Annotated in this window: 13 protein-coding genes; 6 read left to right on the forward strand and 7 right to left on the reverse strand. The window is 58.4% G+C overall.

Going from position 1 to position 14,059, the window contains the following annotated elements; translation table 11 throughout:
• The 4 genes from GOW93_RS18025 to upp are packed head-to-tail and all read left to right on the forward strand — an operon-like array spanning position 1 to position 4,128.
• A complete protein-coding gene (locus GOW93_RS18025; RefSeq protein WP_170387325.1) occupies positions 1-1,308 on the forward strand; it encodes a thymidine phosphorylase in 1,308 nt (435 codons plus the stop codon).
• Positions 1,305-2,516, forward strand: coding sequence for a phosphopentomutase (locus GOW93_RS18030; RefSeq protein WP_170387327.1), 1,212 nt, complete (start codon positions 1,305-1,307; stop codon positions 2,514-2,516). Before GOW93_RS18025 ends, GOW93_RS18030 begins: the two co-directional genes overlap by 4 nt.
• Positions 2,513-3,499: an adenosine deaminase gene (locus GOW93_RS18035; protein ID WP_170387329.1), complete on the forward strand. Its 987-nt coding sequence runs from the start codon at positions 2,513-2,515 to the stop codon at positions 3,497-3,499. The genes GOW93_RS18030 and GOW93_RS18035 overlap by 4 nt, the downstream gene beginning before the upstream one ends.
• Positions 3,496-4,128 (forward strand): uracil phosphoribosyltransferase, encoded by a 633-nt coding sequence (gene upp / locus GOW93_RS18040; RefSeq protein WP_170387331.1) that lies wholly within the window; start codon positions 3,496-3,498, stop codon positions 4,126-4,128. Before GOW93_RS18035 ends, upp begins: the two co-directional genes overlap by 4 nt.
• Position 4,129: 1 nt before the next feature.
• On the opposite strand, the gene GOW93_RS18045 is transcribed toward upp, so the two are convergent.
• Entirely contained in the window at positions 4,130-5,146 is a 1,017-nt protein-coding gene (locus tag GOW93_RS18045) for a hypothetical protein (protein ID WP_170387333.1), read from the reverse strand.
• A 148-nt stretch (positions 5,147-5,294) separates the two neighbouring features.
• Here GOW93_RS18045 and GOW93_RS18050 point away from each other — a divergent pair, with 148 nt between their 5' ends.
• Complete coding sequence (locus GOW93_RS18050) at positions 5,295-6,221, forward strand: DMT family transporter (RefSeq protein WP_170387335.1); 927 nt, start codon at positions 5,295-5,297, stop codon at positions 6,219-6,221.
• A complete protein-coding gene (locus GOW93_RS18055; protein WP_170387337.1) occupies positions 6,218-6,868 on the forward strand; it encodes a sulfotransferase family 2 domain-containing protein in 651 nt (216 codons plus the stop codon). The genes GOW93_RS18050 and GOW93_RS18055 overlap by 4 nt, the downstream gene beginning before the upstream one ends.
• Before the next feature lie 294 nt (positions 6,869-7,162).
• Here GOW93_RS18055 and GOW93_RS18060 read toward each other — a convergent pair whose 3' ends face one another.
• From GOW93_RS18060 to GOW93_RS18085, 6 genes are all read right to left on the reverse strand, one after another.
• Positions 7,163-9,364, reverse strand: a complete 2,202-nt coding sequence (locus tag GOW93_RS18060) for a 3-hydroxyacyl-CoA dehydrogenase NAD-binding domain-containing protein (protein WP_170387339.1) — start codon at positions 9,362-9,364, stop codon at positions 7,163-7,165.
• Positions 9,357-9,845, reverse strand: a complete 489-nt coding sequence (locus tag GOW93_RS18065) for a cupin domain-containing protein (RefSeq protein WP_170387341.1) — start codon at positions 9,843-9,845, stop codon at positions 9,357-9,359. Before GOW93_RS18065 ends, GOW93_RS18060 begins: the two co-directional genes overlap by 8 nt.
• Positions 9,845-11,056, reverse strand: coding sequence for an acetyl-CoA C-acetyltransferase (locus tag GOW93_RS18070; RefSeq protein WP_170387343.1), 1,212 nt, complete (start codon positions 11,054-11,056; stop codon positions 9,845-9,847). The genes GOW93_RS18065 and GOW93_RS18070 overlap by 1 nt, the downstream gene beginning before the upstream one ends.
• A gap of 11 nt (positions 11,057-11,067) precedes the next feature.
• Positions 11,068-11,706, reverse strand: coding sequence for a glutathione S-transferase family protein (locus tag GOW93_RS18075; protein ID WP_170387345.1), 639 nt, complete (start codon positions 11,704-11,706; stop codon positions 11,068-11,070).
• Between the two features lie 276 nt (positions 11,707-11,982).
• The gene (locus tag GOW93_RS18080; protein WP_170387347.1) at positions 11,983-12,195 is read right to left on the reverse strand and encodes a hypothetical protein; all 213 of its coding nucleotides are present in this window, start codon (positions 12,193-12,195) and stop codon (positions 11,983-11,985) included.
• A 54-nt stretch (positions 12,196-12,249) separates the two neighbouring features.
• Positions 12,250-14,031, reverse strand: coding sequence for an acyl-CoA dehydrogenase C-terminal domain-containing protein (locus tag GOW93_RS18085; RefSeq protein ID WP_170387349.1), 1,782 nt, complete (start codon positions 14,029-14,031; stop codon positions 12,250-12,252).
• Between the last annotated feature and the right edge of the window lie 28 nt (positions 14,032-14,059).

A 14,059-nucleotide genomic window follows, 5' to 3' on the forward strand; every position in this document is an offset into this window, starting at 1 on the left:
ATGGACGCCCGCTCGATTATTGCCAAACTGCGCCGCGAACAGGTGCCGACGAGTAAAGAGCTGACATGGTTCGCGCAAGGGCTTGCTGATGGCGGCGTCAGCGATGCACAGGCCGGAGCTTTTGCAATGGCCGTCTGCATGGGTGGGTTGGGCGCAAAGGGGCGGGCCGATCTGACCGTGGCGATGCGCGACAGCGGCGATGTGCTTAGCTGGGATTTTGACGGCCCGGTGATCGACAAACATTCGACCGGAGGGGTGGGCGATTGCGTTTCGCTGGTGCTTGCGCCAGTGTTGGCCGAACTCGGCGCGTATGTTCCGATGATCTCGGGGCGGGGGTTGGGCCATACCGGTGGCACGTTGGACAAACTGGAATCGATACCGGGCGTCAGCACGCAGATCGGGCAGGAGCGCCTGACCCAGATTCTGCACGAAACCGGGGCAGCCATTGTTGGTGCCACGGGCCAGATCGCGCCTGCGGACAAGCGGCTTTACGCAATTCGCGATGTAACGGCGACCGTTGAAAGCCTGGATCTCATCACCGCGTCGATCCTGTCCAAGAAATTGGCCGCCAGCCCCGAGGCATTGGTGCTGGATGTCAAGGTAGGCAGCGGTGCCTTTATGAAAACGCTTGAGGATGCGCGCAATTTGGCACGCGCTTTGACAGAGACTGCAAACGCCGCTGGTTGCCGAACATCTGCGGTGATCACGGATATGAACCAACCACTGGCCCCTGCGCTGGGCAACGCGCTAGAAGTGGCCGAGGTGATGAAGGTTCTGACCGACACGCATTACACGCCGCTCGCTGAAATCACGGCGGAACTGGGTGGGGTTCTGCTGGCTGATGCGGGGATGTACGCAACGGCGGACGAGGGGCGCGACAAGATCACAGATGTCATCCGTGATGGCCGCGCGGCAGAGCGTTTCGGTCACATGATGGCTGCCGTTGGCGGGCCGTTGCAGTTTGTCGAAAACTGGGTGCGTTTCTTGCCCGAAGCCAGCGTTATCCTCGAAGTTCCGGCACAGGACACGGGCTATATCACTGCTATCGACGGTGAGGCACTGGGTCTCGCCGTGGTCGCGCTGGGCGGTGGGCGGCAGGTTGAAGATGACGTGATTGACCCTGCAGTTGGTCTGTCGGCCATCGTGCGGCTTGGTGACAAGGTCGAAAAGGGTGGGCCATTGGCAGTTGTCCATGCGTCCCGTGAAGATGCCGCGCAGCATGCTGCTGAAACGATTCTGCGAGCAATCACGATCAGACCTGACGCAGTCATGGCACCTGTACTTGTGCACGAAAGGATTTCTTCGTGACCCGCGCGTTTCTGGTTGTGATGGACTCGGTCGGTATCGGCGGGGCACCGGATGCGGACCGTTTCTTTAATGGCGAGACACCTGATACCGGCGCCAACACGCTGGCCCACATTGCGCAGGCCTGCGCCGAGGGTCAAGCCGAGGGCGGGCGTTCGGGGCCGTTGCACCTGCCCAATCTGGATGCGCTGGGGCTAGGCGCGGCGACACGCTTGGCCTCGGGTACGGCCACACCTGGATTGCAGGCCGAACCGGTGGGCACTTGGGGCTGCGCGCGCGAGCATTCGCTGGGCAAGGATACGCCTTCGGGGCATTGGGAATTGGCTGGGCTGCCGGTGCCCTGGAATTGGCATTACTTCCCGGACACCTCACCATCTTTTCCACCTGAACTTAGCCGAGCCGCTGCCGAGGTTGCTGGAACCGAAGGCATTCTTGGTGATTGCCACGCCTCGGGCACCGCCATTATTGCCGAGCTTGGGCCCGAGCATATGCGAACAGGTTGGCCGATCTGCTACACCTCTGCCGACAGCGTCTTCCAGATCGCCGCTCATGAGGAAAGCTTTGGTCTCGACCGCCTGCTGGAGATGTGCAAATCATTAGCCCCGCGTCTGCATGAGATGAAAGTTGGGCGCGTTATCGCGCGGCCCTTCGTCGGCTCGCCTGAAACGGGCTTCACTCGTACCACCAATCGCAAGGACTACGCTATTCTGCCACCCGCTTCGGTGCTGACCAACTGGGCGCAAGATGCAGGGCGGCGTGTGCATGCGGTGGGCAAGATCGGCGATATTTTCTCGATGCAGGGGATCGACACGCTGCGCAAAGGATCGGACGCCGAACTGATGGGACACCTATCTGATCTGGTCGATGAGGCCGAAGAGGGCAGCCTGACTTTCGCCAATTTTGTCGAATTTGACAGCCTGTATGGCCATCGCCGTGACATCAGCGGATATGCCCGCGCGCTGGAATGGTTCGACCGAGAGATTGGCGTGATCCTTCAGAAACTGCGCCCCGGAGACCTGATGCTGCTGACCGCTGATCACGGCAATGATCCCAGCTGGATCGGCACCGATCACACGCGCGAACAAGTGCCAGTTTTGATAGCCGGGCAAGGAACAGGCCAGATCGGCGCGGTGAATTTCGCCGACGTCGCCGCCAGTATCGCACATCACCTGAACATTCCGGCGCAAGGGCCGGGAAAGAGTTTCCTATGACTGTCGCTGACCTGCCTAAAGTCGAATTACACCTGCACCACGAGGGCGCGGCACCGCCCGCATTCATTCGCCAGCTGGCTCATGAAAAGCGCACGGACCTAAGTGGTATCTTCAAGCCCGACGGCAGCTACGACTTTCGCGATTTCGCGCATTTCCTCAGTGTCTATGAAGCCGCTTGCGAAGTATTGAAAACACCCGAAGATTTTCGCCGATTGACCTTGGCGATCCTCGAAGAAAGTGCTGAGAACGGGGTAGTTTACTCGGAATCCTTCCTTAGCCCTGATTTTTGCGGTGGTGGTGATTTGCATGCTTGGCGTGACTACCTGAACGCCATTCAGGACGCTGCTGATGAGGCCGAGCGCAAATTCGACATCACCCTGCGCGGTGTCGTGACCTGTGTCCGCCATTTTGGACCAGATCAGGCCAAGCGAAGCGCATATTGTGCCGCTGAGACAGCGGGCGATTGGATCACAGGCTTTGGTATGGGCGGCAACGAATCCGTTGGTAAACAGGGCGACTACGAGTGGGCCTTCGACTGCGCGCGTGAGGCCGGTTTGCGCCTAACCACACACGCAGGTGAGTTCGGCGGCCCTGAAAGCGTGCGTGATGCGATCCGTAGCCTGGGTGTTGAACGGATCGGTCATGGTGTACGGGCCATCGAAGACCCGGACCTGATACACGAACTGGTCGACCGTGAGGTCACGCTAGAGGTCTGCCCCGGATCGAATGTGGTTCTGGGCCTCTACCCTGATTTTGGCACCCACCCGATCGCGAAACTCCGCGATGCGGGTGTCAAAGTTACCGTTTCTACGGATGATCCGCCGTTTTTCCATACCACCATGCGGCGCGAATATGAGATGCTGAGCAAGGCCTTCGGCTGGAAAGCTGAAGATTTTGTCGCCTTGAATGAAACGGCCCTTGCTGCCGCCTTTTGCGATGAAGACACCCGCGCGCGGGTCAAGAAAAGACTGGAGAGAACATGAGCGAACACCTTACCGTCGTTGACCACCCGCTGGTGCAGCACAAACTGACGCTCATGCGGGACAAGGGGACTTCGACCGCTGAATTCCGGCAATTGTTGCGCGAGATCACATTGCTGCTGGCCTATGAGGTCACGCGTGAGTTGAAACTGACAACCCGCCATATCGAAACTCCGATGGAGGAGATGGACGCCCCCATTCTGGCCGGTAAGAAACTGGCGCTGGTCTCGATCCTGCGAGCCGGGAATGGAATGCTGGACGGGGTGCTGGAGTTGATCCCCTCGGCCCGCGTCGGGTTTGTCGGTCTCTACCGGGACGAAGAGACCCTGAAGCCTGTGCAGTATTACTTTAAGGCACCTGAGGGGCTAAAAGATCGTTTGGTCATTGCTGTCGACCCAATGCTTGCCACCGGCAACAGTTCTGTCGCGGCGATTGATTTGCTGAAAGAGGCAGGGGCGACCGATATTCGCTTCCTCTGCCTGCTGGCGGCACCCGAAGGCGTGGAACGCATGAAAGAAGCACACCCAGACGTTAAAATCGTCACAGCGGCGCTGGATCGAGAGCTGAACTCCAAAGGCTACATCATGCCCGGCCTTGGCGATGCCGGCGATCGGATGTTCGGCACCAAGTAAGCTATTCGCTGCAGATATTTTGTAGCCGAACCCAATCGCGATCCGAAAGAACCTGCTGAAGAGGGCGGCCCGCCATTGGATCGGCCTCGATCAGGCCCAGCACTGTTTCGCCGGTTACATCCATCGCATAGGCATAAGGCGTCGACGGCAACGCAGCCTGCGCGAACACTTCCAGCAATTCATCCTCGGGCAGGGATGCGCGCGGTTCGGACAGAACCTGCTCGGTGTAGGTATCTATATTCTCGGATGTCAGTTCTCCGGTCGTCAGCAGCCGGAATGCGGTAGTGGCGCCGGTGCGGTCCAGCAGATCGTTCAGCGGATCCTGCGCCTCGGCCCGCGCGCGTTCGGCAATTATGTAGCCGGCGGCGACTGAAGGGTCCTCGTGATCCTCGACCAATGCGCGATTCAGCAAAACGATCCCACCTGGAAGACTCAGACTGGTTTGGACGCCTGCGGGCAGAATGACAACCTTCTGAACTCCGGTGCGTGCGGCCAACTGATCGAGTGCGGCTTGTGCGCCCTCGACCGTGCAGGCTCGGCCCGAGACCCGCTCGATTCTTTGCAAAATCGTGTTTCCGATATCCTTGCGTTTGATATCGGGGACGACGGACACAACATGGCTTTGCAGGGCGAGGGGCAGCCACAGAAATAGTAACGCGGCCACAGCAACCACAACGCCCGCAACACTGAACCAGCGCAATCGACCGGGGTGGGGGCGCGCCCTGTCAATGGCGCGCTGCAGGCGGTCGATGGCCTCGATCATGGTGGTTTCGGATTCCTCCAGTTCCAGCGTCTCATCCGGATCGCCGTCCGGGTTGAAAATAGCCGGAAAGCTGCCCGGATTCTGGCGCTCTAAGGCCGCCAGAGACCAATGGGTAAGCGCCTGTTCGTTGAAATCCGTAATTGTCAGCGTGGCTTCGCCGATCGATACCACGACCTCGCGACGTTGCACATCGGGCGAGGGGCGCCACAGACCGGTGGCTTCGATCCGTTGGTACTGTTTAAATGCCGTCTTCAAGATGAGAAATGCTCGTTATTATTTTGCTTCAGTTTAGCATGGTAAATTCCAATGGCGCAAACCTGTTGCGCGGAGTTTGAAAAATGTGCTGGATATCACGATGCGTAGGAAATAGGTCCGGCGCACCATTTTAAGATCAAGGCACAGAATGCAGGCAGATACTCAGACCTCACCGATTTTGGCCGCGGTCCTGATGGTCAGTGCAATGGCGATCATCGGGGTAATCGACAACGTGGTGATCCTATTGTCGGAAACGATTGGCCTGTGGCAGTTCCATCTGAGCCGCGCCCTGCTGATGCTGCCGCTGATCGCTGGCCTGTCTCTTTTAGGTATGGGTGGTTTGCGCCCACAGCGGTTGGGGCCGGTTATCTTGCGCAGCGTGTTGATCACGCTGGCGATGTTGTTCTATTTTGCCTCATTGGCGTTGATGCCGATTGCACAGGCGCTGGCGGGCCTGTTCACGTCGCCAATCTTTGTGCTGTTGATATCGGCGCTGGCGATGGGGCAAAGGATCGGTCCGTGGCGGATTCTGGCGGTTGTGATCGGGTTTTCAGGTACCCTGTGTGTGCTGCAGCTTAACCCGTATGAGTTCGACGCAAAGACGCTTCTTCCTGTGGCTGGCGGGTTGTTCTACGCCCTCAGTGCCATCATCACACGCAGCCACTGCGCGCAGGAAAGCACAGTGGCGTTGTTGGCGGCCATGATCGCTACGCTTGGCTTGGCAGGGGCCATCGGGCTGGCTGTGTTTTCATTCGTTCCGCATTCCTTTCCTGACGGCTTCGTCACACGGGGTATGGTTTGGCAAATGCAACCTGCGCTGCTCTGGATCGTCATACAGGCGGTTGGCTCAACGATCGCGGTCTTCATGTTGATCAAATCCTATCAGATTGGTGAACCCTCCTATGTGGCAGTGTTCGAATACTCGGTGATGATCTTCGGCCCGCTGTTTGCGTGGGTCGCGTTGGGCCAGACGATCGGTGTCATGCAGATCGCCGGGATCGGGCTAATCGCGGCGGCAGGGGCATTGTTGGGCTGGAGGTCAAAACGCGCTGCAGCAGTCGGAGAGGCAGCGTGATCATCTCGCGCGGGCGAGGCTATGTCTTTGTCCATATTCCCAAAACGGGCGGCACGTCGTTGGCGCATGCCCTCGAAGAGCGCGCGATGAAGGATGACATCCTATTTGGAGACACACCCAAGGCCGTAAAACGCCGCAAACGTGCCAAAGCTCTGACCGGCAGGGGGCGGTTGTGGAAACATTCAACGCTGGCGGACATCGATGGCGTTCTTTCGATTGAGGAATTGCAGTCTCTGACCACTTTCACTCTGGTGCGTAATCCTTGGGACCGGATTGTCAGCTATTATCACTGGCTGCGGGTGCAGGGATTTGATCATCCGGCAGTTTCATTAGCCAAATCCCTGACCTTCGAAGATTTTGTTCTACACCCGCACACAGCGCGGTCCTTCCAGAATAGCCCTGCGCGCCGCTATATGACCCGCGCGGATGGGGTGGAACAATGCCAAATCTATATTCGTTTAGAACATTTCGATCAGGAAGCAGCGCCCTTGTTCGATCACCTCGGGTTCCGCGTGGCATTGCCGGTTGTCAACAGATCTGATCGGCTTGGTGATTTTCGTGGGTATTACTCTGATCAGGCGGCCCAAATGGTCGGGGATGTTTGCGCAGAGGACATCGACAGATTTGGGTATGCCTTTGATTTTTGAAATTAAAAGAAAATTCTAATTTGGGCCAGAATTAGCGCCTCAAGAGTTTTGCCGCGATACATCTGATTTTAAGCTTTAAGTGACGCAAGACGAGGGGACGTCGCAGTCCTTGCGAACTCATTGGGGACTCTTCCAGCGCAGGTTTTGGGTCGCCCGATCATTCCGATGAGGCCGGTCAACAGAACACGCCGTCCCGGTCGACCGGGGCGTACTGTCATGATGATCTGACGGCCAGATCTAGTCGGAATCAACTAAGAACGCCGGCGCATGAGAGCATGCGCCAGCGTTTCATTTTTAAGCCGCTTTGGCTGCGGGGTTGAAACGGCCATAAAAGCTCTGACCTTTTTCGGCCATCTCACGCAGCAGTGGCGGACAGGCAAAGCGTTCGCCATAGGCTTCGGTCAGTTGATCGCAACGCTCGGCCGCGTAAGGCGTGCCGATGATGTCCAGCCAGCTGAGCGGGCCGCCTGACCATGGTGCAAAGCCCCAACCAAGGATTGCGCCCACGTCGCCTTCACGGATGTCTTCGAGAACGCCTTCTTCCAGCGCGCGGACGGCTTCCAGAACCTGTGCGAACATCAGACGTTCCTGAACTTCGATCAGGTCTGGCTGGTCTTCGGCGTGCGGGTATTTCTCCTGCAGACCTTTCCAGTATTCGACGCGCTTGCCCTTCTCGTCATAGTCGAAAAAGCCCGCGTTGGATTTACGACCCAGACGGCCCTGTTCTTCCATCCAGAAGATTAGATCGTCCGAGGGGCTTTCCGGGTAGGCATCGCCCATCGCCGCCTTGGTCGCACGGGCAATCTTGGCACCCAGATCAATCGAGGTCTCATCGGTCAGCTGGATCGGGCCCACCGGGAAGCCCAGTTGGCGTGCGGCGTTGTCGATCAGCACCGGGTTCACGCCCTCAGCAATCATCCGGACACCTTCGTTGATGTACGGGATGATGCAGCGGTTGGCGTAGAAGAAGCGCGCATCGTTAACCACGATAGGCGTTTTCTTGATCTGACGCACATAATCCAGCGCCTTGGCAACTGCACGGTCGCCGGTTTCCTTGCCCTTGATGATCTCGACCAGGAACATCTTTTCAACCGGCGAGAAGAAGTGAATACCGATGAACTGCTCGGGTCGCACGCTGGCCTTGGCCAGATCGGTGATCGGCAGGGTCGAGGTGTTCGAGGCAAAGATGCAATCCTCGGGGATGATTGCCTCGACCTTTTTGGTCATCTCGGCCTTGACGCCGGGATCTTCGAAGACAGCCTCGATGATCAGGTCGCAGCCTTTCAGATGTTCCAGATTGGGGGTGGCTGTGATGCGGGCCAGCAGGGCCTCTTTCTTCTCAGGCGTGGCTTTGCCACGCTTGATGCCCTTGTCCATATAGCTTTCGCTATAGGTCTTGCCCTTGTCGGCAGCTTCCTGATCACGGTCGATCAGAATAACCTCCATTCCGGCTTGCGCCGAGACCAGAGCGATGCCCGCGCCCATCATGCCCGCGCCCAGAACGCCGACCTTTTTGACGCGCTGATCGGGCACATCCTTCGGACGGACCGCGCCCTTCTCCAACGCTTCCTTGTTCAGGAACAGCGATCGGATCATCGCCGACGAAGACGGGTTCATCAGAATATTGGTGAACCAGCGCGCCTCGATCTTCAGGGCGGTATCGAAATCAACCAACGCGCCTTCGTAGATCGAGCTCAGCAGCGCCTTGGCCGCCGGGAAGGCGCCTTGGGTCTTGCCGTTCACCATCGCGTTGGCGCCGACGAAAGTCATGAAACCAGCGGGGTGGTACGGCGCGCCGCCGGGCATTTTGTAGCCCTTCGCGTCCCAAGGCTTGACCAGATCGGCGTCCTTGGCGTTCAGAGCCCATTCCTTGGCCGCAGCAACCGGATCGTCTGCCAGGGCATCGATCAATTGAGCACCCTTGGCTTTTTTCGGGTCCATCATCTTGCCTTCCAGCAGGACAGGGGCTGCCGCCATTGCGCCCACCATACGGCTGAAACGCATGGTGCCGCCACCGCCGGGGAAGATACCCAGCAGGATTTCCGGCAGGCCGATCTTGGCCTTGGGGTTCGAAGTCATGACGCGGTGATGACAAGCCAGCGCGATCTCGGTCCCGATGCCGGCGCAGGTGCCGTTGATGGCACAGGCGATCGGCTTGCCGCCCTTCTTGGTCTTGGGGTCCATGCCCGCCAATTCCATCTTGCGCAGGATGTGGTGGCCGCCCATGACGAAATCGAACAGCGCCTGCGCAGGTTCATCACCTGCTTCCTCACGGATTGTAGCGAGGGTGTTCAGGTCCATGCCACCAGCGAACGAGCCTTCTTTGCCGCTGGTGATTACGACGCCTTTGATCTCATCATCATTCAGGGCCTGATCGATCAGTTGGCTGACCTCCTGAAAGGCCTCGCGGGTCAGGACGTTCATGGATTTGCCTTGGGCATCCCAGGTAATAAAGGCGACGCCGTCCGCGTCTTTGCTCAAAGTGAAATCAGTCATTGTCATCTCCAATCTGGTCAGCCGTCAGCGGGCTGCCATCCTTGCGGGTGAAGGCGAATCCGTTCTCGTCATCCTTCACCATCATGTCTATGTCGCTGTAATAGCCGGTCTCGGTCGGGGTCCGAGTGCCCACCACCAGAAAGGTTGCGGGCGCATCGGTTTTGTTCACAAGGTGGTGGCCGTTGGCCTCACCTGCTGGCCATGCGGCGCAATCGCCGGGCAGCATCTCATGCTCACCACCGTCGTCGACCAGCACGCATTTGCCGCTGAGCATGATGGCAAACTCGTCCTGCTCCATGTGGTAATGACGGAGCGAAGACATGCCCTGCGGCTCGAGCCGGACGATGTTGACCCCGTACTGGGTGAGCCCGCCCGCATCGCCCACACGCTGCACGAAGCGACCCGCGGTCGCCTCAGCCAGTTTTCCAGGATAGGCCGAGCCACCCTTGAACGGGATCTGAGAGAGGTCCAGCTTGGGCATCAGACCCGCTCGATAATGGTTGCCGCACCCATACCGGACGCGATGCAGAGCGTGGCCAGACCCATTTCCTTGTCCTGACGCTCCAGCTCATCCAGCAGCGTGCCGATGATCATCGCACCGGTTGCGCCCAGCGGGTGACCCATCGCGATCGAACCGCCGTTCACGTTGACCAGCGCCGGATCAACGTCGAACGCCTGCTGAAACCGCAGCACAACCGAGGCGAAGGCTTCGTTCACTTCGAACAGGTCCAGATCGCTGATCTGCATGCCGTTATCGGCCAGGATTTTCTCGGTCACCGGAACCGGGCCAGTCAGCATGATGGTCGGATCGGTGCCGATCTTGGCGGTTGCCTTGATACGGGCGCGGGGCTTCAGGCCGTATTTCTCACCGAATTCCTTGTTGCCGATCAGAACAGCGGCTGAGCCGTCCACGATGCCCGAGCTGTTGCCCGCGTGGTGGATGTGGTTGATCCGCTCCAAATGCGGGTATTTCAACATCGCGACTTTGTCGAAGCCGGGCATTTGCTCACCCATCATCTGGAAGGACGGGTTCAACGCGCCGAGGCTCTGCATGTCGGTGCCGGGGCGCATATATTCGTCGCGATCCAGAATGGTCAGGCCGTTCTGGTCCTTGATGGTGATGACCGATTTCTCGAACCGGTTGTCTTCCCAAGCCTCTGCCGCGCGTTTCTGAGACTCAACGGCCAGTGCATCGGCATCGTCGCGGCTGAACCCATACTCGGTCGCAATAATGTCGGCCGAGATGCCCTGCGGTACAAAGTAGGTGTCCATTGCCAACGTCGGGTCTACGGCAATCGCCGCACCGTCGCTGCCCATGGCCACGCGGCCCATCATCTCAACACCGCCAGCGATATAAGCTTCGCCCGCGCCGCCTTTGACCTGGTTCGCGGCTAGGTTCACGGATTCCATGCCCGAAGCACAGAAGCGGTTGATCGCCAGACCGGGGATCGACTGGTCGAGGTCAGAGGCCAAAACCGCCGAGCGCGCCAGACAGCCGCCTTGCTCCATCACCTGCGTGACGTTGCCCCAGATCACATCCTCAACGGCGTGGCCTTCCAGGTTGTTACGCTCTTTCATCGCGTTCAGGGTCAGGGCGGACAGGCGCACCGAGGTTACCTCGTGCAGGCTGCCATCCTTGCGGCCCTTGCCGCGCGGGGTGCGCAGGGCGTCATAAATGTAAGCTTCGGTCATGGGTCTTCTCCTTAAGCTCGATCCGACGGTTTGCCGGGCATCAGGTCATAGGGGTGTTTCCAGCCGGGCTGTTCGGACAGGCGACTCAGCCAGGCGTCGATATGGGGCCAGTCGGCGCGGTCAAAGCCGAATGGTTCAGGATAATAAAGGTAGCCGCAGCAGCTGATATCGGCGTTGGTCACGCCGTCGCCGACGATCCAGTCGCGCCCATCCAGGTGGGAGTTGAGGACCTCGTATGCTGCCTTGAGGCGCCCTTGATTAAAGGCGATCACATCCGGGTTGCGGTGTTTTTCAGGCAGGAAGTTGATCAGAAAGCGGGTCAACCCCGCCATCGAGCTGAGTTTGTGGTTGTCCCACAGCACCCAGCGCAAAATCTCATAGTTTTCGTCGAGATCCTTGCCACCGAATTTACCCGATTTCTCGGTGACGTAGGCCTGAATGGCACCAGACTGGGAGGTTTGAAATTCACCATCGATCATGAAAGGCGCTTCGCCCATCACGTTGACTGCCGAGCGGAACTCAGGGCTGCGCGTAATACCATTGAAGAAATCTACAAAGACCGGCTCCCAATCCAGCCCGGACATTTCCAGCGCCAGTGCAGCCTTGTAGGAATTCCCGCTTTCGCCGAAACAGTGCAGTTTAATGGTCATGCGTTCGCCCCTCCCGTGGCGCACGTGGATAGGATGGAGTTGAGTATTTTTGAAAAGATGAAGAGACGACATTTACCTTTGATCAACCATGTTTTGTTTAGGTTGTGCTGCGGTACAGGCTGGAGAGCCGATGACCGCAAAAGGTGAAGTCGTCCCTGTCCTGATGGCGAGTGCGCCCGGTGGCAGGGACGCGCCCCGATTTCATCTTTTCAAAAATACTCCCGCCGGAGGCATCTGGCCTCGAGGCTTTAGGCAACGGCGGATTACAATACCGGTTCATCTCTTGCGCGCCTCAAGCTCGGAATTAAAGGTCCGTAACCGGCGAGTCAGTTTCTCCTCATCTGTAACGCTGTTGAAATTCTCGAACAGGAAGGACAACGCCTCACCTTCGTCCAGACCAGCCTCATGCGCAAAGCTACGGAGCTTGCGATAGCCTTCCTCTGTCATGGCGACTGGAAAGCGGCGGGTCAGGCGAAATCGTTTGGGCATTGTCTCTCCCTTGAATGTCCGGCTCCGAGGCAGTGCCCCGGAACCGGTTTGAGATCAGAAATTGGCGGCCTCCAGCGCCATGACCGTTTCCGCACCTGACTGGATGCGCGCTAGATGCATGCTCGTCGCGGGTAGGCGGCGGGCCATATAGAAGCGGCCGGTGTTGATCTTGGTCTCGTAGAACTCTTTGTCCGAGGCCCCACCGTCCAGCGCATCTTGTGCGGCCTTGGCCATCTGCGCCCACATCAGGCCCAGGCAGACCTGACCGAACATGTGCATGAAGTCATAGGAACCGGACAGGGCGTTGTTCGGGTTCTTCATGCCTTCTTGCATGAAGTACATGCCAGCGGCCTGCAGGTCTTTCGACGCGGCTTTTAGCGGTTCGATGAAGGCTTTGTCATAGGCTTCGTCCTTGCCGCCGTTTTCCTTGCAGAACGTTTTGACCATGTCGAAGAAGGCCATGACGTGCTTGCCGCCATCCTGCGCCAGTTTGCGACCGACAAGGTCCAGCGCCTGCACGCCGTTCGCACCTTCGTAGATCATCGCGATGCGGGCGTCGCGGGTGTATTGCGACATGCCCCATTCCTCGATGTAGCCGTGGCCACCATAGACCTGCTGCGCCTGAACGGTCATGTCGTAACCCTGATCGGTCAGAAAGCCCTTGATGACCGGGGTTAGCAGCGAGATCAGCCCGTCCGCATCCTTGTCGCCCGAGCGGTGCGCCTTGTCGATCATAGTCGCACCCCACAGGATGAACGCGCGTGCGCCTTCGGTGAAGCTTTTCTGATCCATCAGGTTACGACGGATATCTGGGTGCACGATCAGCGGATCAGCCGGGCCATCGGGGTTCTTCACGCCGGTCACGTCGCGACCCTGCAGGCGATCCTTGGCATATTCCAAGGCGTTCTGGAATGCGGCTTCGGCCTGCGACAGACCCTGCATCCCAACACCCAGTCGCGCTTCGTTCATCATGGTGAACATGGCGCGCATGCCTTTGTGCTCTTCTCCCAGCAGCCAGCCGGTCGCCTCGTCATAGTTCATGACGCAGGTCGAGTTGCCGTGGATGCCCATCTTCTCTTCGATCTTGCCGACTGAGACGCCGTTGCGCTCACCCAAGCTGCCGTCTTCGTTGACGATGAACTTGGGCACGATGAACAGCGACACGCCCTTGATGCCTTCGGGGCCGCCGGGGATTTTAGCCAGCACCAAATGAATGATGTTGTCGGCCATGTCGTGATCGCCCGCCGAGATAAAGATCTTCTGACCGGAAATCTTATAGCTGCCGTCGCCCTGCGGTTCCGCCTTGGTGCGCATCAGGCCCAGATCGGTACCGCAATGCGGTTCGGTCAGGTTCATGGTGCCGGTCCATTCACAGCTGACCATGTTCGGCAGGTACTTGTTCTTTTGCTCGTCCGACCCATGCGCCAGAATTGCCGAGGCCGCACCATGTGTCAGGCCCTGATACATGGTGAAGGCCTGGTTTGCGCCCGAGAACATCTCGCCAACAGCCGTGCCAATGACGTAGGGCATGTTCTGGCCGCCATACTCTTCTGGCATGTCGAGGCCGGTCCAGCCCCCTTCTTTCATCTGCTCGAAAGCTTCCTTGAATCCTGTGGGTGTGTAAACAATACCGTTTTCCAGACGGCACCCCTCGATGTCTCCGACCACGTTCAGCGGATGCAGAAGGTTGGTGGCAACCTTGCCAGCCTCTTCTAGAACGGCGCCGGTAAACTCGGCCTCCAGTTCGCTGTACCCCGGAATATCGGATTCCGAAATTTTCAGCACATCATGCAGAATGAACTGAGTGTCTTTGGTAGGCGCGTTGTAAACGGGCATTTGAAGCTCCCTTAAATTCAGATGTCCG

It is taken from the genome of Ruegeria atlantica (genome assembly GCF_013032455.1).
Taxonomy (GTDB): Bacteria; Pseudomonadota; Alphaproteobacteria; order Rhodobacterales; family Rhodobacteraceae; genus Ruegeria; species Ruegeria atlantica_B.